The following is a 26115-nucleotide window of genomic DNA, read 5'->3' as shown; positions in this document are numbered from 1 at the left end:
GCGGTCCGGCGGCCGCGTTCGTCGCGCTCTTGGCCCTGCGGATACCGACCCGCCGCTCCCCGGCCTGACCGCGACCCGGCCCGCCGCGACGGCCGTGAAGGCCTGCGGCCGGTCCGCCGTGGCGTCCCCTCGGCCGATCCGGCCGATCACCTCAGCGGTAAGATTCTCAGTGCCGTGACAAGCCGTGCGGCTGTCCGGCGGAGCCGTACGAGGGGATGAGGATGGCTGCATCGAGGCCGGCGGACCGGGACGCCGTCGCGCAGGTGATCCAGGACTGGGCGCGGGAACGACCGGAGCTCGACACGAGTCCGCTCGAGGTCCTGGCCAGGCTGCACCGTTCCTTCCTGCGGTACAGCAACAGACTCACCGCCTCGATCGAGCGGCACGGTCTGTCCGTCGCCGGTTTCGACGTGCTGACCGCTCTGCGGCGGGCAGGGGCGCCGTACCGGCTGACGGCGGGCCAGCTGGCCGACACCGGGCTGGTGTCGTCGGCCGGAGTGACGCTGCGGATCGACCGCCTGGAGAAGGACGGCCTCATCGTGCGCGAGCGGGACGCGGACGACCGCAGGGTCGTCTACTCGCGGCTCACCGACAAGGGCCTGGCGACGGTCGACACCGTCTTCGAGGAGCACCTCGACAACGAACGCCGGATGCTCGCGGGGCTGTCGCCGTCCGAGCGCCGGCAGGTCGCGAGGCTGCTGCGCAAACTGGAGGAGTCGATCCTCGCGTCGGACGACGAGACGGCCGCCGCTGCCCAGTGAGCATCCGGCGGCCGGGCGGCGCCGGAGCCCCCGCGATCCTTGACGGCACCCGGTGCTTTCCGCGTGGGGGAGCGGGGAACATCGCGTCGGTGTGTGCGTCGCTGTCGCCGCCGCAGCCCGGGCCGTGGCCGCCGGTCCTCCTGGAGGATGTGGAAGTGGGCCGCGGGCGCGCCCCCTTCCACATCCGCTACCGCGGGTCCTCGGCGCCTCCCGCCCGGTCGGGGCAGGTTCCGCCACCGGAACGTCGTGCCCGCGAGGCCCGCGGAGGCGATTCGGCCAGTCTCGCCGCGGCTGCCTGAAGCAGCGCCACCGCGACGGCCCGGACCAGCGGGTGGGCCGCCGCTCTGCGCAGCGCTTCGAAGTTCCGGGCGCTCACCGCTCGTGGCGGCCGGTGAGCTCGTAGCCCGCCTCGTCGACGGCCGCCGCGACGTCGTCGTACGCGAGCTGCTGCTCGCTCGCGACGGTCACTTCGCCGGACGTGAGGTCGACCTGAACGCTCTTCACTCCCGCGAGTGCTCCCACCTCCGCCGTCACGGCGCTGACGCAGTGGCCGCACGTCATGCCCTTGACCGCGTAGACATCTTGGACCATCACGGTGCTCCTTTGGGAACGGGGACGTCGTCAGGCTCAGTGTATACCCCCTGGTGGTATATCGACGGGCAGGCCTGACTGTGCCCCTCGGTGCGATCGTGGCGCAATCGTTTTCGCGGTGGTTTCCTTGGATACCCTGGTCAATCGCCTGCGTAACGTCCCATTTCTATTGATTTGGGGGCCCTTCAGATATGGAACCGGCCGCTCCTGTCGGAACCGTTGACGTGACCCTGTCGCGCTTGTACCGTCCCGGCTGAAATCGATTTCTGGAGCTGATCGACCCACCGGGAGCAAGCCATGCACAGAGCCGTCCGACCACCCAGACCAACACGACGGATCGTCGGCCGTGCCATGGCCACCGCGTTCCTGGTCGTGTGCACAGCGCTGACCGCCGCGCCGCAGAGCACGGCCGCCGACGGGGAGGCCGGCGCCGTGGCGTCCGCAGGAGCCGGCGCGGCAGCCGCCGGATCCCCGCCCGCGAGCGACTTCTTCGCCACGGTCGACGTGGAACCCGCCGCCTCCGTAGGCGCTCCCGCGATCGGTGACAACAAGAACCACGGCGACCTCTGGCCCAACTGCTGGGCCGACGACGACAGCGTCTACACCGCCTACGGCGACGGCGTCGGATTCGGCGGCGACTACAGCGACATCGGCGTCGCGAAGATCTCGGGGATGCCCGGCGGCCTCACCGGCACCCAGCTCGCCACCGACGTCAGCCAGATCTGGACCGCCGACCACAACCGCAAGCCCACCGGCATGGCCTGCGTCGACGGCGCGCTCTATCTCGCGGTCCAGGACCTGGCGACCGACTTCAACGACGCGCCCGCCGCGACCATCGCCAAGTCCACCGACAAGGGACGCACCTGGACGTGGGACCGCACCCGGCCGATGTTCGGCGGCGGCGTCTTCACCACGGTGATGTTCCTGGACTACGGCAAGGACTACGCCAACGCCCCGGACGACTACGTCTACGCGTACGGCCTCGACCACAACTGGCGTGACTCGTTCGACGACAGCGTGCCCGACCCGGTCGACCTGCATCTCGCCCGCGTCCACAAGAGCTCCGTGATGGACGAGAACGCCTGGCAGTACGCCGCGGGCCTCGACGCGTCGGGGAACCCGATTTGGTCCACGGACATCACCAGGCGACAGCCCGTCCTCCACGACGACCGTCACATCTACCAGGACGTCTTCACCCAGAACCGGGTGCGGAACACCACCGTCCTCGGCCAGGGCGGCATCGTCCACAACAAGCCCCTGAACCGCTACATCTACACCTCGTGGACCGAGTACACCTTCGAGTTCTACGAGGCGACCAGCCCCTGGGGCCCCTGGAAGCACTTCGCCACCAAGGACTTCGGCGGTTACCCGTGGACCCACAGCAAGCACGGCGGCTACGCGACCACCATCCCGTCGAAGTACATCAGCGCCGACGGCAGATCCATGTGGCTCCAGTCCAACGTCTGCCCCTGCGGCGGCGGTTACCCGCACGGCGACCACTGGGCGTACACCTTCTCGCTCCGGCAGTTGCGTCTGGAACCGCGTCAGGACACCACACCCGGCAACGCCGCCGACCCCGCACGCAACCTCGGCCGCGAGCCCGGGACCGTGCCCGTCCAGCGCGCCACGCACTTCGGCAAGGACGCGTACTACAGCGACGGCGACAGGACCCAGAACGAGGACGACTGGAACGACGAGCGCAAGAGCGCGAGTTGGTGGGGCTACACCTGGCCGCGCCAGTACATGATGAACAAGGTGGTCTACACGACCGGCGACATGTTCGCCGACGGCGGCTGGTTCGCCGGTGACCTGCGGGTGCAGGTCCGGCGCGACAACCAGTGGGTCGACGTCTCCGGCGGTCGCACCGCACCCGCGTACCCGTACGACAGCACCGCCGGCGCCAACCGCACCTACACCTTCTCCTTCGATCCCACGGCGGGCGACGGAGTGCGCGTCATCGGACGGCCCGGCGGTGAGAAGACGTTCACGTCCGTCGCGGAGGTCGAGGTCTATTACGGCGACGCGGGCGGCGTCATGCTCGGCGGCTCCCCGACCGATGTGACCGGCGACGGCAAGGACGACATAGCCGCCTTCACCGCCGACCCGGCGGGCGACGTCCGCGTCGCCCTGTCCGACGGAAGCACCTTCGACGCCAAGGGCGTCTGGCACGACGCGATCTCCGGAGCCGGCGAATACCCGTACGTCGGCGACTACGACGGCGACGGCCGGGACGACGTCGTCTCCTTCTCCCACACCCCCGGGGCCGATGTGCACGTCGCCCTCTCGACCGGCACGGCCTTCGGCGGACGGCAGAAGTGGAACGACTTCTTCGGCCTGCCCGGTGAGACGTCCGTCTGATTCCCACGCGGCAGCTTGGGGTACGTACCGCCACGGCGACCGTGAGCCTGGGCGAACCCCCCGGCGGACCGAGGCCGGTGTCGGGGCCGAGATCACGGCGGCGCCGAGGGCGGTGTGTATGTGGCGCGCTCCGGCGGCGGCCGGTTCGGCGCGGTTTGACTGTGGCGCTACACCTTCCCGCTCGGCGGGGAACGGCCGAGGCCCAGCTGGGTCGAGCTGACGGCCCCGGTTCGGAGTTGCTCCAGGGGATGCGGGGGCGCCGCACGGCGTCCCCGCATCCGGTGACGTCTCGGGGCGTTCCCACCACGTGTCCGGCGCCGTCCCGTTTCCGTCCCGCTTCCGTCCCGCGTGGCGATCAACGATATCGACGCGTGATGATGGAAGGGCCCACGTGCCTCGAGCAGGGGAGAGGGTCCAGATGTGCCGATGGGTGGCCTATACGGGAACGCCGGTGCTCCTCGACTCGCTGCTCTACCGCCCCGCACACTCACTGATCGACCAGAGCCTGCACTCCCGCATGGGGGTCGAGACGACCAACGGCGACGGTTTCGGCATCGGCTGGTACACGCCCGACGGCGGCACTCCGGCGGTGATACGGGACACCGGACCGGCGTGGAACAACCGCAATCTGCGGGAGATCTCGGCGCACATCCGCTCCCACCTCTTCTTCGCCCACATCCGCGCCTCGACCGGTTCGGCCATCCAGCAGACGAACTGCCATCCGTTCCGGCACGGGCGGTGGCTGTGGATGCACAACGGCGCCATCGCCGACTTCCACCGGCTGCGCAGGGACCTCTGCATGGTCATCGACCCGTCGCTGTTCGCCGACATCGAGGGCTCGACGGACTCCGAGGTGATGTTCTTCCTGGCGCTCACCTTCGGCCTGGACCAGGACCCGCCGACGGCCGTCGCCCGCATGGCGGGCCATGTGGAGTCCCTGGGCCGCCGGCACGGCGTGGACTTCCCGCTCCAGATGACCGTCGCGGTGGCCGACGGGGAGCGGCTGTGGGCCTTCCGCTACTCCAGCGAGCGCCGCTCACGCTCTCTGTACTACAGCGCCGAGGTCGAGACCCTGCGTGCGCTGCACCCCGACATGAAGTTCCTGAGAGGACTCTCCGAGGACACCCGTCTTGTCGTGTCGGAGCCGCTGAGCGGGCTGCCCGGGGTGTGGACCGAGTTCCCCGAGAGCAGCTACGGCGCGGTCGGCGCGGAGTCGGACTTCGTGCGGCCCTTCGTTCCGATGGAGGCCGACGGGCAGCTTCCGCACAGCACCGTGCCATGAGGCGAGGCGGTGCCCCGGTGGCCGGGGCGCGGCCTCGCCTCATCACGGCGGCGGTGCCGCCGTGATCAGGGCGCCGGGTGCCCGGGGCTCAGATCGAGGACATCGCTCAGGCGCAGTACCGCGCCCCGCGGCAGCGGTTCCGCCGACGTGTCGACGGGGGTGAGGCAGAACCCCACATGGTCCCCCCAGTCGGCCCGCTCCTCGACCCTGCCGATGAACCAGGCGCAGGCGTCCGCCAGCACGGGAACGCCGTGCGCCCCGGGCTCCCACTGTGTCGGTTCGAACTTGTCGACGCGGTCGCCGCTCTCGCTGCCGAACAGCCGGGCCAGCCCGTGCTGTTCCCGGCCGAGCAGATGCACGCCCAGGTACGTGGCCCGGCATGCCACGCGGTAGGTGTGGTTCACCTTGGACAGCCACACCACGAACCGCACCGGGTTCAGCGAGGACTGGGAGGCGAACCCGACCAGGCAGCCGGCCCGCCGCCCGTCCGCGGCCGCCGTGACGAGGTACACGGGAGGGTCCAGCAGGTCAGTGAATCCGTTGACGTCCACCATGGCGAAACCCTCCCGGACATTCCCGCAGGCCCCGTACCGGCGCGCCGTGCCGTGCGGCCGTTTCCTCCCGGGTGCCCTGCGCACCGGCGCGCGACACGGGGAGGCGGGACGCGCGGCGGCGCGGGGAGGCGGGGTAGGTCAGGCGGAGTCCCGGCGTACGAGTTCCGTCGGCAGGATGAGCGCGGCCGGTTCCTCCCCGCCGATCCGGGCCAGCAGCATCCGCACCATCTCCTTGCTGATCCGGTCCCACGGCTGCCGGATCGTGGTGAGCCGGGGCCGGGTCGACAGCGCGGCGGGCGAGTCGTCGAAGCCGCCCACGGCGATGTCCTCCGGCACTCTGCGCCCGGCCCTCGACAGGGCGTCGAGAACGCCCTGGGCCATCAGGTCCGACGCCACGAAGACGGCGTCGAGGTCCGGGGCCCGCCGGAGAAGCAGTTCCGCGGCCTGCTCGCCGCTGGCCCTGCTGTAGTCGCCCGTGGCGATCAGCAGGTCGTCGGCGGGCAGCCCGCACTCGGCCAGCGTCTCCCGGTAGCCGGCGAGACGTTCGACACCGCCGGGGGTGTCCGGCGGGCCGGACACCGTGGCGATCCGGCGGCGGCCCGACGCGTGCAGGTAGCGCACCATGTCGCGGGCGCCCTCCCGGTCGTCCGCCGCCACGTAACCGATCCTGGCCTGCTGCCCGAGGGGCTTGCCGCAGGCGACCACCGGCACGCCGGCCGCCTGGAGTTCGCCGGCCACCGGGTCGCCGGAGTGGCTGGAGACGAGCAGGACGCCGTCCACGTGCCCGGCCTGGATGTACCGCAGATTGCGCCGGCGTTCGTCCTCGCTGCCGGCGATCATCAGCAGCAGCGGGATGTCCTGCGCGGCGAGCGCCTGGGTGCAGGAACGCAGCAGCACATTGAAGTTGGGGTCCTCGAAGAAGCGCTCCTGCGGCTCGGTCAGCAGGAACGCGACCGAGTCGGACCTTCCGGTGATCAGCGAGCGGGCGTGCCGGTTGACGACGTAACCCGTCCTGCGGATCGCGTTGTTGACGGCCGTCTGCGCCGCCGGGCTGACGTAGTGACCTCCGTTGAGGACACGTGAGACGGTCCCGCGGGAGACTCCCGCCTCACGCGCGACATCGTGGATCGTCACCGATCGGCGCTTGCCGTCCGGGCCGCGGTTCATGCTGTGTCCCCTCGTTCCCCTGACATCATGACTTTACGGCCCCGGACAGCAGGTCGAGACTCCAGAACCGCTGGACGACCAGGAAGAGGGCGATCAGCGGGATGATGGCGAGCAGGGCGCCGGTGATGACCAGTGTGTAGAGGGCGGGCGTGCTGGACCCCTGCGCGAGGAGCGTGAAGAGCCCGACCGTCATGGGGAACTTGGCGTCGTCGCTGAGCATGATGTACGGCAGCAGGAAGTTGTTCCAGATCGCCACGAACTGGAAGAGGAAGATCGTCACCAGGCCCGGCGACATCATCGGGACTCCGACCCGCAGGAAGATGCGCCACTCGCCCGCGCCGTCCATCCGGCCCGCCTCGACGAGCTCCATGGGGATGGCGGCCTGTGCGTAGATGCGGCCGAGGTAGACGCCGTACGGGGAGAGGACCAGCGGCAGCAGCACGGACAGATAGGAGTCCGTCATGTCGGCCTTCGCCATCAGCAGGTACTGGGGGACGGCGAGGATGACCGGCGGCATCAGCACGCCGGCGAGCAGCACGTTGAAGATCGCCTCACGGCCGCGGAAGCGGTAGATCGCGAGCGCGTAGCCGGATACGGCGGAGACCGTCGTGGACAGCACGGCACCCAGGCCGGCGTAGAGGGTGGAGTTGCCCATCCACCGCCAGTAGATGCCGTCGCGGTAGGCGCCGAGGTCGGCGAGGTTGTCGCCGAGGCCGCTGCCGGGGAGGAAGGTGAAGGTGGAGAACAGTTCCGTGCCCGACTTGGTCGAGGCGACCAGGACCCAGGCGACGGGGAGCAGGCAGTACAGCGCGCCGAGCAGCAGCGCGGCCGTGGGCAGCAGGGCGGCGCGGCGCCCCGGCGGTGGTCCCTGGGAGGTGCCCGGGGTGGTGCCGGCGGCCGGGGCGGCCCGTCGGCGCCGGGCGGGGATCGTGGGCGTGCTCATCGGGATCCTTGTTGCTTGGCACGGGAGTTGGAGGTCCTGAGCAGGGCGAAGGACAGGGCGAAGGTGGCGGCGGCCAGGACCACGGCGGTGGCGGAGGCCGCGTACACGTTCCCGGCCACGAAGGCGTCGTTGTACACCTTCATCAGCGGGCTCCAGGTGGTGGAGATGCCGTTGGTCAGCGGTTTGAGGGTGGTCGGCTCGCTGAAGACCTGGAGGGTGGCGATGACCGAGAAGAAGAAGGTCAGCACCAGCGAGGGCACCACCATCGGGATCTTGATCCGCAGGGCGATCTGCAGCGGTGTGGCGCCGTCCAGCTTCGCCGCCTCGTACACCTCGGCGGGGATGGACCGCAGCGAGGTGTAGATCACGATCATGTTGAATCCGGTGCCGCCCCAGACGGCGATGTTCGCCAGCGCCAGGAACAGCGGCCCGCCGTCGAGGAGGTCGGGCCGCGGCAGTCCCATCCGGCCGAGGACGTGGTGGAAGGGGCTGACGTCCGGCAGGTAGAGGAAGCCCCACAGGAGGGCGGCGATCACCCCGGGGACGGCGTACGGCAGGAAGATCGTGAGCCGGGAGAAGGCGCGGGCCCGGACCCGTTCGGTGTCCAGCAGCAGCGCGAACAGCAGGGCGAGGCCCAGCATGACGGGCACGACGATCGCTCCGTAGCCGAGGACACGCAGGGCGCCGTGGCCGAGTTCGGAGTCGGTGAGCGCGGCGGTGTAGTTCTCGACGCCGGCCCAGACCTCGGTCCGGGCGTTCTTGCCGAGGCCCAGCCCCTGGACGTCGACCTTGTGGAGGCTGAGCCACAGGGCGTAGCCGATGGGCAGCGCGAAGAACAGGGCGAACAGGACGACGGCCGGCGCGAGGAAGCCGTACGGGGCGGACCTCGCCCCGTACGGCCGCCGGCGACCGTTCGCCTCGCGGCGGGAACCGGTCAGGGTCACTGCGCGACCTCGAAGCCCTGCTTCTTCAGGTCGGCGACGGTGGTGTCCTGCATCCTGCCGAGGGAGGCGCCGAAGTCCGACCTGGCCTTGGCCGCCTTGCCGAACTCGTCCTTGAAGGCGGCGTACGCGACGTTGACGTTCGGCCCCCAGTAGGCGGGCGCCGCGGTCGCCGCTATCTCGGCGGCGTCGGTGTAGAAGCCGGGCTGGTTCGCGAAGAAGTCCGGTGCCTCCACCAGGGCTCCGCTGGTCTGGGCCGATGTGGCGGCGGGGTAGATGCCGCCCTCCTTGACCAGGGCGGCCAGCGCCTCCGGGTCCGTGTTGAGCCAGGTGGCGAACTTCGCGGCGGCGTCCTTGTGCTTCGAGTCCGTGGTGACGGCGGTGGTGGAGCCGCCCCAGCTGCCGGTGACGTTCTTGGTGTCGTACCACTGGGGGAGCGGGGCCATCTTCCACTTGCCCTTGGTGTCGGGGGCGGCCGTGGTCAGCGTGCCGGGCGCCCAGACCGCGCTCACCCAGGCGATCTGCTTGCCCGTGTTGAGCGCCTTGTTCCAGGCGGGGGTGTACATGGGCTGGTTGTCGACGGCGCCCTCCTTGACCAGACCGCCCCAGAAGTCGGCGACCTTCTTCGTCGCCGGGTCGTCGATGGCGACCTTCCACTTCTGGCCCTCGACGGTCCACCACTTGGCGCCGGCCTGCTGGGCGAGACCGGCGAAGAGGCCGGAGTCGTTGGAGGAGAAGGTCGTCAGCGCCTTGTCCGGGGCCTTCTTCTTCAATGCGCGGGCGGTCTCGGCGAACTGCTCCCAGGTGGCGGGAACTTCCAGCCCGTACTCCTCGAACAGGTCGGCGCGGTAGTAGAACATCATCGGCCCGGAGTCCTGCGGCACCGCGTACACGGCGTCCGTGCCGAGCTTGGTCTGCTGCCACACGCCCGGGGCGAACTCGTCCTTGATGCCCCCGACCTCTTCCGAGATGTCGGCGAGGGCGTCGTTGCTGACGAGGGTCGGCAGCGCCTGGTACTCGGCCTGGACGAGGTCCGGGGCCTTCTTCGCCTTCGAGGCGGTGATGATCTTGGTGACCAGGTCGTCGCCGGAGGCCTGCTTCTGGACGGTGACCTTGATGTCCGGGTTCTTCTTGTTCCAGATGGCCGCCACCTTGTCCATGCCGGGCGCCCAGGCCCAGTAGGTCAGCGAGACCGGTCCGGAATCCGCCTGGTCGCCGCCGTCCTGGGAACCACAGGCGGTGAGCGCCGTCGCCCCGAGGGCGACGGCTGTGGCAGTGGCCGCGAGGCGGCGGTGCAGCGTGGTGGACATGGGTGCTTCTCCCTGACCGAAGGGGCCTCCCGCTCGGTGGGGAAGCCTGCCCTGCATCTGTGAGCGTTCACAGTAGGGAAACATCCCGGACACTTGTCAATGGTTGTTCCTGTGCGGTTATGTTGCATCATCGCATCGAAGCTGGTGTGTGCACGTTCCCAGATGTTCGACATTTTGACGCTTCAGGAGACATTCATGCCGGAGACCACTCCCAAGGGCCTGGACCGGCTCGCGTTCGGTGGCGACTACAACCCCGAGCAGTGGCCGGAAAGCGTCTGGCGCGAGGACGTCCGGCTGATGCGCGAGGCAGGCGTCACCATGGTGAGCGTCGGGATCTTCTCCTGGGCGCTGCTCGAACCCGAGCCCGGCGCCTACGACTTCGGCTGGCTCGACCGGGTCCTCGACCTGCTCCACGAGAACGGCGTCCGCGCCGACCTCGGCACGCCCACCGCCTCCCCGCCCGCCTGGTTCTACCGGGCCCATCCCGAGGCGCTGCCCGTCAGCCGGGAGGGCGTCCGCTACGCCTTCGGCTCGCGCGCCGCGATCTGCCACAGCAGCCCCGCCTACCGCGAGGCCGCCGCGCGGATCACCACCGAACTCGGCCGGCGGTACGCCGGACACCCCGCCCTCGCCATGTGGCACGTCCACAACGAGTACGGCGTGCCCGTCAGCGCCTGCTACTGCGACAACTGCGCCGCCCACTTCCGCCGCTGGCTCCGGGCCCGCTACACAACGGTCGAGGCGGTCAACGACGCGTGGGGAACCGCCTTCTGGGGTCTGCGCTACCGGTCCTTCGACGAGATCGATCCGCCCCGGCTGACGCCGACCGTCGGCAATCCCGCCCAGCAGCTCGACCACCGCCGCTTCGCCGACGACACCATGCGCGAGAACTTCCGTATGGAACGGGACATCCTGCACCGGCTCGCGCCCGGCGTCCCCGTCACCACCAACTTCATGACCGCGCTCAGCCAGTGCGACACGATCGACTACTGGGCCTGGGGCCGCGAGGTCGACATCGTCACCAACGACCACTACCTGATGACCGACGGCCGCCGCACGCACGTCAACCTCGCGATGGCCGCCGACCTCACGCGCTCCGTCGCCGGCGGCGCGCCCTGGCTGCTGCTCGAACACTCCACCAGCGGCGTCAGCTGGCAGCCGCGCAACCCCGCCAAGCGCCCCGGCGAGATGGCGCGCAACTCCCTCGCCCATGTGGCCCGCGGCTCCGAGGGAGCCATGTTCTTCCAGTGGCGCCAGTCCCGGAAGGGTGCCGAGAAGTTCCACTCCGCGATGCTGCCGCACGCCGGGACCGACACCCGGATCTGGCGCGAGGTGGTGCGGCTCGGGGCCGACATGGGCTCCCTCGCCGAACTGATGGGGACCCGCACCGTCCCCGACGTCGGCATGGTGTGGGACTGGCACTCCTGGTGGGCGCAGGGCCTCGAATGGCGGCCCAGCGAGGACCACGACGCCCGAGAGCGCGCGGACAGCTTCTACGAGGCCCTCTACGACCGGCACCTGACCGTCGACTTCGCCCGTCCCGATGCCGACCTGTCCGCCTACCCGCTGGTCGTCGTCCCCGCCCTCTATCTCGCCACCGAGGAGGCCGGCCGCAATCTGCGGGCCTACGTCGAGAACGGCGGCACCCTCGTCGTCTCGTACTTCTCCGGCATCGTCGACGAGCACGACGCGGTGCACCCCGGCGCGTACCCGGGTGTGCTGCGCGACGTGCTCGGCCTGACCGTCGAGGAGTGGTCACCGCTCCGTGCGAGCGAGAGCGTGCGGATCACCGGGCCGCAGGGGACCTCGGTCACCGGCGACGTGTGGACCGAGTTCGTGGTGCCGCGCGGGGCCGAGACGGTGTGGACGTACGCCGACGGACCGGCCGCGGGCAAACCCGCCGTCACCCGTCACCGCCCGGGCGGCGGCACCGCCTGGTACGTCTCCTCCCGCCTCGGCCCCCGCGCGCTGGACGCGGTCCTCGAGAGCGCCTGCGAGGACGCCGGCATCGCGCCCCGCACCGAACTGCCCCGCGACGTCGAGGTCGTACGCCGCTCCGGTGACGGCGGCGACTACCTCTTCGCCATGAACCACACCCCGCACGACACCAAGGTGCCCCTCGGGCGCCCGGGCACCGAACTGCTCAGCGGCGAGCACGCCGCCGGACACCTCACCGTCCCGGCAGGCGCCGTCAAGGTCGTACGGCTCGACGCCTGACGACACCAGGACCCCCGGGCGCGGCCGCCGGACCGCCGGCCGCCCCCGGGTGCATCGCACCCCCACCCCCGCCCATCACCGTCGAAGGGACTCGACGATGCACACGGCCCCACACCGCTTCCGCGGACTTCTCAGAAGCGCCGCTCTCGCCGCGCTCGGCGCCCTGCTGATCACCGCACTGCCCGGACAACCGGTCAGCGCGGCGGCCACGCTCACCAACCCCGGCTTCGAGTCGGGCACTTCCGGCTGGTCCACGTACTCCGCCGACGGCCGGCACGCCGCGTCCTACACGGAGGCCGGCGGGCACAGCGGCAGCAACCGCCTCAGCCACTGGTCGTCCTCCGCGTACAAGGTGGAGACGTACCAGTACCTGTCCGGACTCACAGACGGGACCTACAGGCTGAGCGCCTGGGTGCGTTCGAGCGGCGGCCAGAACGCGGCCTACCTTGCGCTGCGCAACTGCGGCTCCCCGGAGCAGCGCACCGACCTGCCGCCCACCCCCGACGGCAAGTGGATACGCCTCGTCACCTCCGTCAGGGTGACCGGCGGGCAGTGCACCGTCAGCGTCAACTCCGATGCCCGGGCAGGGAACTGGCTCAACGTCGACGATCTCACCTTCACCCCCGGTTCGACCGGGCTGAGCGTCAAAGGCGTCGACGTCTCCACACTGAAGAAGAGCGAGGACTCCGGCGGCGTCTACCGTACGGCCACGGGAACCACGGGTGACGGGCTCGGCATCCTGAGGTCGGCGGGGGCCAACTACGGCCGGCTCAAGGTCTGGGTGGACCCGGCCGACGGCTACAACAACAAGGCCCGCGTGCTGCAGACCGCCAAGCGGATCAAGGCCCAGGGCATGAAACTGCTGGTCGACTTCCACTACTCCGACATCTGGGCCGACCCGGGCGCCCAGACGAAGCCCGCCGCCTGGTCCTCGCACTCCTACGACCAGCTCAAGAAGGACGTCCACGACCACACCTACGACGTCCTGAACGCCCTCAAGGCGCAGGGCACCACCGCCGACATGGTGCAGATCGGCAACGAGATCAACACCGGCATGCTCTGGCCGGAAGGCTCCACGGAGAACTGGGACCGGACCGCCGGGCTGCTCACCTCCGGCATCGACGCTGCGAAGGCCGTCTCCTCCTCCACCCGGATCGCCCTGCACCTCGCGCACGGCGGCGACAACGGCCTGTACCGCTGGTGGTTCGACAACGCCACCGCCCGGGGCGTGAACTTCGACGTCATCGCCGTGTCCTTCTACGGCTACTGGCATGGAGCGCTGTCCGATCTCCAGACCAACCTGGACGACGTCTCCGCCCGGTACGCCAAGCCCGTCATGGTCGTCGAGACCGCCTACCCCTTCCGGCTCGACAGCAAGGACAGCCACGAGAACATCATCGACCTGCCGGGCGAACTGGTGCCCGGGTACCCGGCGAGCCCGGCCGGCCAGGCTGCCTGGATACGCGATGTGATGAACGTGGTCGAGGCCGTGCCGAACGGCCGCGGTCTGGGCGTCGTGTACTGGGAGCCCGCCTGGACCGCCGTCTCGGGCAACGGCTGGGACCCGGCCGATCCGGCCTCCGGCAACGGCTGGGAGAACCAGGCCCTCTTCGACTACGACAACAGGCTGCTGCCCGCCGCGAACTGGCTGGCCCACCGCTGACACCGTGCTGTGCGGGACCGACGCCGCACGCGCCCCGGCTCCGGCCGGGGCCCGTACGGCCACGCAGGTCAGGGACCGTCGAGCGGTGTGAACACGAACGAGAATTCGGCCGGCTGAGCGTGCAGTCGGTACTCGGGCAGCACGCCGGGTCCACACGACTGGCTGCCGAGGCCGTGCTGCCGGTGGTCGAGCTCCACCCACACCGTCTCGCCCGAGGGAACGAGGTCCGTCAGGTGCTCGGCCGCGTCGAGCTGCTCGGTCGTCCAGCGGCGTGCGGTCAGCCAGAACGCCGGGTCGCCGTCGATCCGCAACCCCGCTTCCGGGGAGGCGAGTTCGGCCCAGCGCACATCGGCCCGCGCGCCGTTCTCCTGCGGACGGACATACGGGGTCTGCATCGCGTCGACATCGGTCTGCCAGAGGCCGAGCCGGGCGGCTGCCCTGCTGTCCGGGTACGCCTCGCCCGGCCCGCCGCCGTACCAGCGGACGTCCGCGTACGACGCCGGAAGTCCGAGACGGATCCCGAGACGGGGCAGCGGGAGCTGCCAGTGCCCCTGCGGTACCACGGACACCGTCAGGCGCAGCCGGACACCGTCGGACGTCCACCGGTAGTTCGTGAGCAGGCCCACGTCGCGGCCGGCCGGCGCGACCCGGGTGCGCACCGTCAGCGCGTCGTCCGTCACCTCGACCGCGTCCAGGCGGTGCCGCATGCGGTGCAGGCCGAGGGCGCGCCACAGCGGTCCGCTGCGCGGGTCCGGCTGCCAGGGCGCGCCGTTGTCGTTGTCCGTCGGCGCACGCCACACGTTCAGCCTCGCGCCGGCCACGGCGACCCGGCCGATGGTCCGCAGCTCGCCGGTGCGGGCGTCGAAGGAGGCAGGACCGAGGGTGACGACGCTCCGGCCGCGCCCCGGGCGGTCACCGCACGGGACTTCCGCGCGGACCGGCCGGCCGGCCTCCAGCTGCCCCCAGGCGACCTCGTGGCCCCTGCGGCCCCACGGGGTGTCCGCGGCCAGCAGCGCCCGTACCGTCCACAGGCTCTCCGCGTCAGGCCCTGTCGCCGGCGGTTCGGGCAGCCGGACCTCTGCCGATGCGCCGGGCGCCGTCGGCGGGACGGTCAGGGGGCCGTGCGCCACCGTCTCTCCGTCGCTCTGGAAGGACCATTCGAAGGCGAGGTGGGAGAGGTCGGAGAAGTCGTGGAGGTTGGTGACGCGGACGGTGGCCGTGCCGTCGCCTGCTGCCGGGCCGGGCTCGATCCGGACCGGCTCGATGACCTTCTTGTACTCGATCAGGCCGGGGGAGGGGGTGCGGTCCGGGAACAGCAGGCCGTCGCAGACGAAGTTCCCGTCGTGGAGCTCCTCGCCGAAGTCGCCGCCGTAGGCGAAGCCGTACCGCGCGTCGGTCAGGCCGTGGTCGATCCACTCCCAGATGAAGCCGCCCTGGTTGCGCGGGTGAGCCTCGAAGAGCCGCTGGTAGTCGGCGAGGCCGCCCGGACCGTTGCCCATGGCGTGCCCGTACTCGCAGAGGATGAACGGGAGTTCGCGGCGCCCGGCCGGGCCGCCGTCGAGACGGCGGCCGATCCTGTCCACCTCGTCGTGGGGCGGGTACATCCGCGAGTACATGTCCGTGTCGCGGCAGCCGGGGTCGCCCTCGTAGTGGATGAGCCGCTCGGGGTCGCGGGCGCGGATCCACTCGGCCATCGCGGTGAGACCGCGTCCGGTGCCCGCCTCGTTGCCGAGCGACCAGATGATCACGGACGGGTGGTTCTTGTCCCGCTCGACCATCCGCGCGGCACGGTCGAGGAGGGCCGGTGTCCAGCGGTCGTCGTCGACGGGGTTGTCGTGCCAGTCCTGCTCGACGAAGCCGTGTGTCTCCAGATCGCACTCGTCGATCACCCACAGACCCAGCTCGTCGCAGAGGTCCAGGAAGCCGGGATGCGGGGGATAGTGCGAGGTGCGGACGGCGTTGATGTTGTGCAGCTTCATCAGCTCGGCGTCCCGGCGCATGGTCGCGGCGTCGAGGGCGCGTCCGGTGTCGGGGTGGAACTCGTGCCGGTTGACCCCGCGGAACAGGATCCGCTCGCCGTTGACCTTGATGACACCGTCCTCGACGGCGACCGTGCGGAAGCCGATGCGCAGCGGTACCCGTTCGCCCGCGAGAGCCAGTGTCCCGTCGTAGAGGCGGGGCGTCTCCGCCGTCCAGGGCCGCACCGGCACGGTGACCGGCTCGCCGGTCGCGACGTCGATGCCCAGCTCCGGCACGGTGACCCGGCCGGCCGTGTCGGAGTCGACCCGCAGGGTGCCCTCGGCGCGGTGGTGGTCGTAGGAGGCGTGCACGAAGAAGTCCCCCGCGCAGCCGGCCGGCCGGTGCAGGAGGGTCACGTCCCGGAAGATGCCGGGCAGCCACCACTGGTCCTGGTCCTCGAGGTACGACCCGGACGACCACTGGTGGACGCGGACCGCGAGCACGTTCCCTCCCGGGCGCAGCAGATGCCCGACCGCGAACTCGTGGGGCAGCCGGCTGCCCTTGAACTCGCCCAGTTCGTGGCCGTTCAGCCAGACGCGGGCGCAGGAGTCCACGCCGTCGAAGCGGAGCAGGGCGTCGCCCCCCGTGCCCCAGTCCTCCGGCAGGTCGAAGAAGCGCAGGTGGTCGCCGGTCGGGTTCTCGGTCGGCACGCGCGGCGGGTCGACGGGGAAGGGGTAGAGGTGGTTGGTGTAGATGGGCGCGCCGTGGCCCTGGAGCACCCAGTGGCCGGGCACGCGCACCTCGTCCCAGCCCGAGGTGTCATGGCCGGGCACGGCGAAGGAGTCGTCCTCGGTGTCGGCGGTCGCGGACAGCCGGAAGCGCCAACTTCCGTTCAGCGAGAGGGATGCCGCGTCCGAGGTGGCGTACCGGGCGCGTGGCGGGAGCGGCCCGCTGCCGGGCCGGACATCGTCGACGTACGAGTGGGACATCGCTCTCCTGGGGCAGCACTCGGTCCCGGACGGGCGCGAAGGCGGCGGCCGGGGAAGGGTGACGGGGGATCTCACCCTCCGTCGTCGGGCACGGGTTCTGCAAGAGGCTCCGGCCAACTGTCCGAAGTTTTGTGCAACGTTCGACCAGTCGAACGAAGGACGCCCCGGGCTGGTGTAGCGCGGTCGACTCGATTACGGTCTGCCGCCCGGGCTGTCGCATGCCGTTCGCGATCTCGAACAGGCCGCGGGGCGATTCGCGACCGTCCAAACCGTTGACGCGGTTCGCCGCCACCCCTACATTTCGTGGCAAGCGCTTTCCTGAAACGATTCATTCATCATCGGTACATCATTGGCGAGAGGGTGCATCATGCGTATGTCCAGGCATGTGGAGAGGCGGAGCTTCCTCAGGGCGGCCGGCGCGACCCTGGCCGGTGCCGGGCTGACCGCCGCCGGCTGCGGCGCCGGCAGCGGCTCGTCCGGCGGGCCCGTCACCATCCGCTATGCCTGGTGGGGCGCGGACGACCGGGCGAAGAAAATAAACCAGACCGTCGCCCTCTTCGAGAAGAAGCACCCGAAGATCAAGGTCAAGACGGACTTCCAGCAGTACGGCGACTTCTGGAAGAAGTTCAACACCCAGGCGGCGGGCGGCAATCCGCCGGACGTCTTCCAGAACGCCATCGGCTTCCTGCGGAAGTACGACGCCAAGCGGGTCCTGCTCGACCTCCACGCCCAGGCGAAGAAGGGCAACCTGGACCTCGGCGGCTTCCGGGCCGGCCTCGAGAAGTTCGGCGAGGTGGACGGCAGGCTGCTCGGCGTACCGGTCGGCTCCAACTCCATGGGCCTGATCATCGACGAGCGGGTCTTCGAGAAGGCGGGCGTCACCCCGGCACCCGGCTGGACGTGGAACGACTGGGACGACGCGCTCATCAAGATCCACGACAAGGCCGGCGTCGCGGGCGACTCGGGCCCCTTCGGCATCATGTACCTCTACGACCTGATCCTCCGCCAGAACGGCAAGGCCTTCTTCACCGAGAAGGGCCTCGGATTCACCGAGAGCGACCTCGTCCCGTACTGGACCGAGTCGATGAAGCGCGTCAGGACGGGGCTGTACGCGGACCAGAAGAAGGTCGAGCAGATCAAGCCCAAGTCCGCACTCGCGGCAGGGCTCGCCGGCGGCGAGTTCACCTGGGACAACTTCACGGCGCGCTACTCCGCCGAGGGCAAGAGCTCGTACGCCATCGCCCCGATCCCCACCGGCGACGGCAAGAAGACCGGCCAGTACCTCGGTTCGCTGATGCTCAGCGGCAGTGCCCGCACCAAGCACCCCGCCGAGGTGGCGACCTTCATCGACTTCATGGTCCACGACCCGGAGGTCGGCAGGATCATGGGATACGACCGCGGAGTGCTCTCCACCAACGAGCAGTACGAGGCGTTCGAACCCACCGACCCGGTCAGCAAGAAGATCGCGGCGTACGAGCAGCAGATAGCAGCCGCCGGCACGCTCGAGACCATCACCCCCCACCCCGCCGGCGCGGACGTCGTCGAGGCCGCGTTCCTGCGGATCGCCGCCGACATGGCGCTCGGCAAGGCCCCCGTCGAGGACTCCGCGAAGCAGTTCTTCACCGAGGCGAAGACGGCGCTCGGCTCCTGATGGGAACGCCGCCCATGACCCAGCTCGAGGAATCCGTGCGGCAGGTGGCGGACGAGGCCCCTGCCGCCGGTACGACGCCCTCGCCCGTCCGCCGCCGCGGACGCAAGCACGGCCTGATCGGCTACCTGTTCATGTCGCCCTGGATCGCCGGCTTCCTGCTGCTCACCGCGGGACCGATGGTCGCCTCCCTCTACTTCGCGTTCACCGACTACAACCTCTTCGACTCCCCGAAGTGGATCGGCCTCGGCAACTTCTCCGAGATGTTCGCCGACCCGCGCTGGCGCACATCCGTCGAGGTCACCGCCAAGTACGTCCTCATCGGGACCCCGCTGAAGCTCCTCCTCGCCCTCGGCGTCGCGCTGCTGCTGGCGCAGAGCCGGCGCGGACAGGCCTTCTACCGGGCAGCCTTCTACGCCCCCTCGCTCGTCGGCGCCAGTGTGTCCGTCGCCATCGTGTGGCGCGCCCTGTTCTCCGACGACGCGGTGGTGGACCGGGCCCAGACGTTCCTCGGCATGGACGTCGGCGGCTGGATCGGAGACCCCGCCTGGGTCCTCTACTGCCTGGTGGCGCTCACCGTCTGGCAGTTCGGCGCGCCGATGGTCATCTTCCTGGCCGGGCTCAAGCAGGTGCCCAAGGAGCTGTACGAGGCGGCCCAGGTCGACGGCGCGGGACCGTGGCGGCGCTTCTGGCACATCACCCTGCCGATGATCTCGCCGGTGATGTTCTTCAACGTCCTGCTGGAGACCATCCACTCGTTCCAGATCTTCGGATCGGCCTACATCATGAGCAACGGCAGCTGCGGACCCGCGGACGCCACGCTCGTCTACACCTGCTACCTGTACCAACAAGGCTTCGAGAACAGCCGGATGGGCTTCGCCTCCGCCATGGCATGGATGCTGCTGATCGCCGTCGGCCTGGTCACCGCGGTGCTGTTCTGGTCCCAGCGCCGCTGGGTGCACTACGAGGAGGCGGCCCGATGAGCGGCACACTCACCACCCGCGCGCGCCGCGGCAGCGGCTCGCTGCTCTGGCACCTGGGGGCCCTGGCGCTGCTCGCCGTGGTCCTCTACCCGGTGGTCTGGGTCGTCGGCGGCTCGCTGAAGCCCAGCGACGACATCATCGGCAGCCTGGACCTGTTCCCGACCGAGCCCATCGTCGAGAACTACCGGCGGCTGACCGACGGTATCGCCGACATCCCCGTCACCACCTTCTTCGTCAACTCCACGTTCCTCGCGCTCGGTTCGATGGCCGGCGTACTGCTGTCGTGCTCGCTGGCCGCCTACGCCTTCGCCAAGATCAGGTTCCCCGGGCGGAACCTGATGTTCGCGCTGATGATCGGCACGCTGCTGCTGCCGTACCACGTGATCCTGATCCCGCAGTACGTGCTGTTCCAGAAGCTGGAACTGATCAACACCTATGTGCCGCTGCTGCTCGGCAAGTATCTCGCCACCGATGCCTTCTTCGTGTTCCTCATGCTCCAGTTCATGCGGAACCTGCCGAGGGAGCTGGACGAGGCCGCCCGGCTGGACGGCTGCGGGCATCTGCGCATCTACTGGTCGATCGTGCTGCCGCTGTGCCGGCCCGCCCTGATCACCAGCGCCATCTTCACCTTCATCAACGCGTGGAACGACTTCATGGGCCCGCTGATCTATCTGAACGAGCCGGAGAAGTACACGGTCTCGCTCGGGCTGAAGATGTTCATCGACCAGGACGCCGTCGCCGACTACGGCGGCATGATCGCCATGTCGCTCGTGGCGCTGCTGCCCGTGCTGGCGTTCTTCCTCGCCTTCCAGCGCTACCTGATCGACGGCATGGCGACCTCGGGCCTGAAGGGCTGACCGGCCGTGGCAGCGCGCTCCCTGACGCGGCAGGAGTCCCGGCTCTCCACCGGCTTCGGCGTCTTCGCCGAATGCCTGCTCACCGGCGTGTGGATGATCCTCGCCGCCCTGCCGCTGGTGACGGCCCCGGCGGCCTTCGCCGCCGGCGTCCGCCATCTGCGGCGCCATCTGCGGGACGAGGCGACGGGCGGGCGGCACTTCGCCGGTGACTTCCGTGCCGCGATGCGCGGCGGCTGGCTCGTCGGTCTGTCCGGCGCGGTGGTCCTCTGGCTCCTCTGGCTCAACCTCGCCGCCGTCCGCGCCGGGCTGCCGGGCGGACCGTTCGTGGGCACGGTCGCGGTCCTCGCCGCCCTGGGGGCCGGGGTCGCGGTGCTCCGGGCGGCAGCGGCATGGGAGCCCGGCGCGTCCTGGCCCACGCTGCTGCGCGAGGCCGCCCGGCGCACCCTGCGCGACCCGGCCGGATCGCTGCTGCTCGTGGGCGGGTTCGCGGTCGTGGCGGGGACCGCGTGGGTCGTGGCCCCGCTGGCGGTCCCGGTGACGGGCGCGGTCGCGGCCGCGGCGGTGGCCGTCGAAGCACGGTACGCCGCCCGCTGACGGGCCGGCGCCCGCACCTGCGTAAGGCGCACGTCCGCACGTCCGCACGTCCGCACGCCGGCACCGCCGCAAGCCCGCAAGTCCTCACCCTGCACCGCCCGCAAGGCCGCACGCCCGCCCCACAGCGAACCCGCACGCCCGCCCCACAGCAAACCCGTACGCCCGGACCGTCGCGCCCGTGCGCTTCCGCGCATGCGCGCGTCGGCTTCCGTGCCCCGCGCCACCACGCACTTCTGCTCTGCCCTGCTCAAGGTTCCCGTCCTTACCGCCCAGGTCTCACAGAAGGAATCGTCATGTCTCCGATCTCCCGCAGGTCCCTGCTCTCGGCGGCGGCAGCCGCAGGCGCGGCCGCCCAGTTCAGCTGGGCACTCGGCAGCGCGACCGCCCAGGCGGCGCCCCGCCCGGCGGCCGCCCGTCCCGCACCGGTGACGCTGAAGTGGCTGGAGGACGACGGGCTCGGGGCCGCCCCCGGCACCACGCTCGGCGTGCCGTGGCCGAAGGGCGCCTACGCCGAGGACCAGACGTTCTCGCTGGCCACCGCCGACGGCAAGCAGGTGCCGGTCCAGTCGTGGCCGCTCGCCCAGTGGCCCGACGGCTCCCTGAAGTGGACCGCCCACGCCATCGGACCGGAGACGACGGCGGAGAGCTTCACGCTCACCGCGGGTGAGCCCGCCGCACCCGCCCGTCGGATCACGGTCACCACCAAGGCGGGCACGGTCGACGTCGACACGGGCGTCATCACCGCCCGCCTCGGCACCAGCGGATCGTCCCTCGTCAGGTCCGTGACCCGCGGCACCACCGAGATCGCCAGGAACGGGCGTCTCGTGCTGCTCCGCCAAGGTGAGATCGAGGACGGCGACCAGGGGCGGGAGTCGTACGAACGCTTCGAGAGCGCCATACACGAGACCGAGGTCGAACAGGACGGCCCCGTACGGGCGGTCGTCCGCATCGACGGCAAACACCGCCGGGGCAACCGGAGCTGGCTGCCGTTCTCCGTCCGTCTCTACTTCTACGCCGGCGCCGAGTCGTTCCGCATGGTGCACACCATCACCTACGACGGCACCCAGGAGCCCGGCCGGGCCGACGGCGACTTCATCCGCGGCCTCGGCGTCCGCTTCACCGTGCCGATGCGGGACCCCTCGTACGACCGGCACATCCGGATCGGGGGCGACGGCACCGGACTGCTCCGGGAGGCCGTCAAGGGCATCACCGGACTGCGCCGCGACCCGGGGGCGGCCGTCCAGGCGGCGCAGTTCGAGGGACGCAGGCTTCCCGATCCGGCCACCTGGGACCAGCGGGTCACCAGCCGTCTGCACCTGATCCCCGAGTGGGGCGACTACACCCTCAGCCAGCTCTCCGCCGACGGGTTCACGCTGCGCAAGCGCACCAAGAAGGGGCACGGGTGGATCGCGGCCGGCGGCGGACGCCGGGCGTCCGGGTTCGGCTATGTCGGCGGCGTGAGCGGCGGGCTGTCCTTCGGGCTCCGCGACTTCTGGGAGAAGCACCCCGCCGGTCTCGACATCCGCGACGCGCACACCGACAGCGCCGAAGTCACCCTCTGGCTCTGGTCGCCCGAGGCGCAGCCCATGGACCTGCGCTTCTACCACGACGGCCTCGGCCAGGACACCTACGCCGAGCAGCTCGAGGGCCTGAACATCACGTACGAGGACTACGAGCCCGGTTTCGGCACGCCGTACGGCATCGCCCGCACCAGCGAACTCCTCTTCTGGGCCCATGACTCGACGCCGGAGGCGGGCACCCTGGCCAAGGAGACGTCCGCCGTCCGCACCCCGCCCCAGCTCGCCGCCCCGCCCGCCCACATGGTCGCGGCCAAGGTCTTCGGCGGCCTCTTCTCCGAGCCCGACCGGTCCACCCCCGCCAAGGCCAGGATCGAGGACCACCTCGACTTCCTGTTCACGTACTACCGCGACCAGGTGGACATGCGGCGCTGGTACGGCTTCTGGGACTACGGCGACATCATGCACAGCTACGACCCGGCCCGGCACCAGTGGCGGTACGACGTCGGCGGCTACGCGTGGGACAACTCCGAACTCTCTCCCGACCTGTGGCTCTGGTACGCCTACCTCCGCTCCGGCCGCGCCGACATCTTCCGGTTCGCCGAGGCCATGACCCGTCACACCGGTGAGGTCGACGTCTACCACCTCGGCAAGTGGGCCGGCCTCGGCACCCGGCACGGCATCCAGCACTACGCCGACAGCGCCAAGCAGCAGCGCATCGCCAACACCACTTACCGGCGCTTCTACTACTTCCTCACCGCCGACGAACGCACCGGCGACCTCATGCACGCCAACGTGGACTCCGACGAGACCTTCCTGGTGCTCGACCCGATCCGGAAGATCCGCACCGAGCCGTACACGCCAGACCGCCACGCCCTGTCCATCGGCTTCGGCACCGACTGGAGCGGCCTGGTCTCCGCCTGGCTCACCGAGTGGGAGCGAGGCGGCCCCAAGGCGGCGAAGGCGAAGGCCAGGATCCTGTCCACGATGGAGACGATCGCCGCCCAGCCCAACGGATTCGTCCAGGGCAGCGGCCTGTACGACCTCGACACCGGCCGCTTCGCCGTCGAGAAGGAGGCCAAGGTCGGCGTCTCGCACCTGTCCGCCGTCTTCGGTCTGAACGAACTCTGCGCGGAGCTGATCGATCTCGTCGACATGCCGGCGTTCCGCGAGGCGTATCTCGACTACTGCCGCTACTTCAACGCCACCAAGGCCGAACAGGCGGCGCGCTACGGCTCCCACTTCGGCTCGCTGATCCTCTTCCAGGGCCACTCCAGGCTGGACGCGTACGCGGCGGTGCAGACCGGTGACGAGAAGCTGGCGCGCCGTGCCTGGGAGAAGTTCTACAACAGCGACGGCTACCGGGAATCGGCGCCGTGGGCCACGGAAGAGGTGGGCGGGCCCGTCACGCTGGTGCCGGGCAGCGAGGCCAACTGGGTCTACACCAACGACACCGCGCTGTACGGCCTCGCGGCCATCGAGAACCTGGCGCTGGTCGGCGACCGGATGCCGTGAGACACCGACCCGTCACCAGGACCGCAGGTGGGACCCGATCCGCCTGCGGTCCAGGGCGCCGTCGGCCACCACGATCCGGTAGCGGTACGAGAAGGCGGCCCCCGGCGGGAGCGTGAACTCCTCGAAGAACGCCCAGGAGAAGGCGACCGACGGGGTCGGCTCCGACCGTACGAACCAGTGGGACGGGCCGGCGGCCGCGTTCTCGGGGGCGTGGGCGAAGACCAGGGTGCTGTGCGCGTCGACGCCGTCGTGCTCGCCGGTGAACGCGAGCCAGGGCGCCGCACGGCCCATCATGTCCGCGGCCCCCGCCTCTCCCGCGCCGCCGTGCCCGTCAGGACCCACCACGTCACCGCCGGCGAGGTCGCGGGGCCCGCGCCAGTGCAGCCCGGTGTAACCGGCGGCCTGCCGCCCGGCGGTCGTCGGTGAGCCGAACCGCAGAGGTTCCGAGCGGGTGTTGGTGAGGTGGATGGACCAGTCGAGCGCCCAGGAACCGTCCGCCGGTTCGACGGAGTGCACGGTGAGCGTCCGCCGCTCCCGCGCCCATTCCGCTCCGCCGTTCTCGATCCAGGTGAGCCGCTCCCGCATCGTCAGCCGGTCCTCGGCCACGCGGAGCGCGTCGAAGCCGTCGTGCCGCATCCACCCGATCCGGTCCGGCAGCGCCGTATAACCCTGGCCGTGGACGTAGGAGTTGCCGCCCCAGAAGTTCTGCCTCGACAGATGGCTCGCGGTCATCTGCAGACCCTTGTGCCAGCGGTGGTCGTTCGGCCGGTACCCGGTCATCAGCCGGCCCGAGAGCGTCCGCAGCGGGTGCACGTACGGCTTGCGGGACTCGAAGGGCTCCGGGTCGGGACGGTAGACGTACGTCATCAGCTCCACACCGCCGTGCCGGACGACCACCTTCTCGCCGTGCGTGTGGGTCACGGTGACCGGTGCGCTCATCGCTGTCCGCCGGCCGTGTCCGCGGGTGCCCAGGCGGGGTGCCCGCCGTGCATGGCGGTGTAGTACGGATCGTCGGCCGTGATCTCACCGGCCCGGACGGGCATGCCGGTGAAGGCAGCCTTGTAGAGCGCGGCGACGAACTCCAGCGTCCGCCGCGCGTCGGGGCCGCTGCCCGGAGGGCGGGTCCCGGCACGCATCGCAGCGAGGACGCCGTCCAGCTGCGCGGAGTGCGAGCTGGGCCGATCGGCGGCGGGCGTCCGCCATGCCTCGACGCGGCGTTCGTCGGCGGCCGCGTGCGGCGCGGGCGTGTAGACCCAGTCGTCGTTGGAGTGGCCGTACAGATGGGTGAGTTCGACAGTGGCGTCGGAGCAGTCGATGCGGATCCGGCTGACCTCCTGCGGTGACACGACGCTGTTGACGACGGTGGCCATCGTGCCGTTGGCGAAGCGGACGAGCGCCGTCGACACGTCCTCGCTCTCGACGGTGTGCACGAGCCGGCCCGCCATCGCCCGTATCTCGGTCCAGTCGCCGAGCAGATGCAGCAGCAGGTCCATCTGGTGGATGCCGTGCCCCATGGCGGGCCCGCCGCCCTCCGTGGACCAGCGGCCCCGCCAGGGGACGGCGTAGTAGGCGCCGTCGCGGTACCAGGTCGTCTGGCAGTGCGCGACGAGCGGCGTGCCCAGCCGTCCGGTGGCGAGCAGTTCGCGGGCGTGCGCGGCGCCGGAGCCGTAGCGGTGCTGGAAGATCACGGACGCGTAGGGCCCGGGGGAGCCGTCGGGGCCCTCGGCCGCCGCGATGGCGTCGTACTCGGCGAGCGACAGGCACAGCGGCTTCTCGCACAGCACCCAGGCGCCCGCCCGCAGGGCCTCGACGGTCTGGTCGTGGTGGAAGGCGGGCGGAGAGCCGAGCAGCACCAGGTCCGGGCGGGCGGTGGTGAGCATCTCGTCGAGACGGGTGAAGCCGCCGACCCCGTCCCCGGCGGCGGCGCGGAAGGCGTCGAGCTGCGCCGTGTTCACGTCGACGGCGGCGACCAGTTCCACCTCATCGGCATGGTCGGCCAGAGCCGGGAGATGGCTGCCGTGGGCGATGGCTCCGGTGCCGACGACGGCGGCACGCAGACGGCCGCGGGGACGTGTCATGAAGAGGAACTCCTCGCGCGAGAATGCGTAGAAAGCGCTTGCTGATCGGGCCACCCTATGATCGCCGCCGCGCGCGCGACAAGCCCCGTTCCACCTGTACGGCCGGGAGCGCGCCCCGGTTCGACGGGTCGTCGATGGGCCCTCATTTTGTTCGGCATTACGAACAGTGGTCGACCAACCGTGCCGGG

Annotated in this window: 19 protein-coding genes; 10 read left to right on the top strand and 9 right to left on the bottom strand. The window is 70.5% G+C overall.

Features of this window, described 5'->3' with window-relative positions; all coding sequences use genetic code 11:
• Positions 1 to 221 precede the first annotated feature (221 nt).
• Positions 222 to 761, top strand: coding sequence for a MarR family winged helix-turn-helix transcriptional regulator (locus tag ACTMTU_RS31790; protein ID WP_441266885.1), 540 nt, complete (start codon positions 222 to 224; stop codon positions 759 to 761).
• Between the two features lie 372 nt (positions 762 to 1133).
• On the opposite strand, the gene ACTMTU_RS31785 is transcribed toward ACTMTU_RS31790, so the two are convergent.
• Positions 1134 to 1352, bottom strand: a complete 219-nt coding sequence (locus tag ACTMTU_RS31785) for a heavy-metal-associated domain-containing protein (RefSeq protein WP_441266884.1) — start codon at positions 1350 to 1352, stop codon at positions 1134 to 1136.
• Positions 1353 to 1703: 351 nt separating this feature from the next.
• Between ACTMTU_RS31785 and ACTMTU_RS31780 the strand changes: the two genes are divergently transcribed.
• Positions 1704 to 3710 (top strand): FG-GAP-like repeat-containing protein, encoded by a 2007-nt coding sequence (locus ACTMTU_RS31780; RefSeq protein WP_441266883.1) that lies wholly within the window; start codon positions 1704 to 1706, stop codon positions 3708 to 3710.
• A gap of 418 nt (positions 3711 to 4128) precedes the next feature.
• Positions 4129 to 4992 carry a class II glutamine amidotransferase gene (locus ACTMTU_RS31775; protein WP_441266882.1) on the top strand — a complete coding sequence of 288 codons (864 nt, stop codon included), beginning with the start codon at positions 4129 to 4131 and terminating at the stop codon, positions 4990 to 4992.
• A 65-nt stretch (positions 4993 to 5057) separates the two neighbouring features.
• Here ACTMTU_RS31775 and ACTMTU_RS31770 read toward each other — a convergent pair whose 3' ends face one another.
• The 5 genes from ACTMTU_RS31770 to ACTMTU_RS31750 form a co-directional block, all read right to left on the bottom strand.
• Positions 5058 to 5546, bottom strand: a complete 489-nt coding sequence (locus tag ACTMTU_RS31770; RefSeq protein WP_441266881.1) for a flavin reductase family protein — start codon at positions 5544 to 5546, stop codon at positions 5058 to 5060.
• 138 nt (positions 5547 to 5684) lie between these two features.
• Complete coding sequence (locus ACTMTU_RS31765) at positions 5685 to 6713, bottom strand: LacI family DNA-binding transcriptional regulator (RefSeq protein ID WP_441266880.1); 1029 nt, start codon at positions 6711 to 6713, stop codon at positions 5685 to 5687.
• A 25-nt stretch (positions 6714 to 6738) separates the two neighbouring features.
• Positions 6739 to 7656: a carbohydrate ABC transporter permease gene (locus tag ACTMTU_RS31760; RefSeq protein WP_441266879.1), complete on the bottom strand. Its 918-nt coding sequence runs from the start codon at positions 7654 to 7656 to the stop codon at positions 6739 to 6741.
• Positions 7653 to 8594: a carbohydrate ABC transporter permease gene (locus tag ACTMTU_RS31755; RefSeq protein ID WP_441266970.1), complete on the bottom strand. Its 942-nt coding sequence runs from the start codon at positions 8592 to 8594 to the stop codon at positions 7653 to 7655. Before ACTMTU_RS31755 ends, ACTMTU_RS31760 begins: the two co-directional genes overlap by 4 nt.
• A gap of 2 nt (positions 8595 to 8596) precedes the next feature.
• Positions 8597 to 9907, bottom strand: coding sequence for an ABC transporter substrate-binding protein (locus ACTMTU_RS31750; RefSeq protein ID WP_441266878.1), 1311 nt, complete (start codon positions 9905 to 9907; stop codon positions 8597 to 8599).
• A gap of 195 nt (positions 9908 to 10102) precedes the next feature.
• On the opposite strand from ACTMTU_RS31750, the gene ACTMTU_RS31745 reads away from it, so the two are divergent.
• Together ACTMTU_RS31745 and ACTMTU_RS31740 are read left to right on the top strand one after the other, a co-directional pair.
• Positions 10103 to 12124 (top strand): beta-galactosidase, encoded by a 2022-nt coding sequence (locus ACTMTU_RS31745; RefSeq protein ID WP_441266877.1) that lies wholly within the window; start codon positions 10103 to 10105, stop codon positions 12122 to 12124.
• Positions 12125 to 12221: 97 nt separating this feature from the next.
• Positions 12222 to 13787, top strand: coding sequence for a glycosyl hydrolase 53 family protein (locus ACTMTU_RS31740; protein WP_441266876.1), 1566 nt, complete (start codon positions 12222 to 12224; stop codon positions 13785 to 13787).
• Between the two features lie 68 nt (positions 13788 to 13855).
• Here ACTMTU_RS31740 and ACTMTU_RS31735 read toward each other — a convergent pair whose 3' ends face one another.
• On the bottom strand, positions 13856 to 16735 hold the full coding sequence (locus tag ACTMTU_RS31735; RefSeq protein WP_441266875.1) for a glycoside hydrolase family 2 TIM barrel-domain containing protein: 2880 nt from the start codon (positions 16733 to 16735) through the stop codon (positions 13856 to 13858).
• A gap of 367 nt (positions 16736 to 17102) precedes the next feature.
• Here ACTMTU_RS31735 and ACTMTU_RS31730 point away from each other — a divergent pair, with 367 nt between their 5' ends.
• The 5 genes from ACTMTU_RS31730 to ACTMTU_RS31710 all read left to right on the top strand — a co-directional run bounded on the left by ACTMTU_RS31730 (position 17103) and on the right by ACTMTU_RS31710 (position 23849).
• Positions 17103 to 18386: an ABC transporter substrate-binding protein gene (locus ACTMTU_RS31730; RefSeq protein ID WP_441266874.1), complete on the top strand. Its 1284-nt coding sequence runs from the start codon at positions 17103 to 17105 to the stop codon at positions 18384 to 18386.
• Between the two features lie 14 nt (positions 18387 to 18400).
• Positions 18401 to 19366 (top strand): carbohydrate ABC transporter permease, encoded by a 966-nt coding sequence (locus ACTMTU_RS31725; RefSeq protein ID WP_441266873.1) that lies wholly within the window; start codon positions 18401 to 18403, stop codon positions 19364 to 19366.
• Complete coding sequence (locus ACTMTU_RS31720) at positions 19363 to 20223, top strand: carbohydrate ABC transporter permease (RefSeq protein ID WP_441266872.1); 861 nt, start codon at positions 19363 to 19365, stop codon at positions 20221 to 20223. The genes ACTMTU_RS31725 and ACTMTU_RS31720 overlap by 4 nt, the downstream gene beginning before the upstream one ends.
• 6 nt (positions 20224 to 20229) lie before the next feature.
• The gene (locus ACTMTU_RS31715) at positions 20230 to 20817 is read left to right on the top strand and encodes a hypothetical protein (RefSeq protein WP_441266871.1); all 588 of its coding nucleotides are present in this window, start codon (positions 20230 to 20232) and stop codon (positions 20815 to 20817) included.
• A gap of 293 nt (positions 20818 to 21110) precedes the next feature.
• The gene (locus ACTMTU_RS31710) at positions 21111 to 23849 is read left to right on the top strand and encodes an exo-rhamnogalacturonan lyase family protein (protein ID WP_441266870.1); all 2739 of its coding nucleotides are present in this window, start codon (positions 21111 to 21113) and stop codon (positions 23847 to 23849) included.
• 12 nt (positions 23850 to 23861) lie between these two features.
• Here ACTMTU_RS31710 and ACTMTU_RS31705 read toward each other — a convergent pair whose 3' ends face one another.
• Entirely contained in the window at positions 23862 to 24788 is a 927-nt protein-coding gene (locus tag ACTMTU_RS31705; protein WP_441266869.1) for a PmoA family protein, read from the bottom strand.
• Complete coding sequence (locus tag ACTMTU_RS31700; protein ID WP_441266868.1) at positions 24785 to 25927, bottom strand: Gfo/Idh/MocA family protein; 1143 nt, start codon at positions 25925 to 25927, stop codon at positions 24785 to 24787. The genes ACTMTU_RS31705 and ACTMTU_RS31700 overlap by 4 nt, the downstream gene beginning before the upstream one ends.
• Positions 25928 to 26115 lie beyond the last annotated feature (188 nt).

The organism is Streptomyces sp. OZ13 (assembly GCF_052068155.1).
Classification (GTDB): Bacteria; Actinomycetota; Actinomycetes; order Streptomycetales; family Streptomycetaceae; genus Streptomyces.
This window is presented reverse-complemented; position numbering and strand designations above follow the sequence as displayed.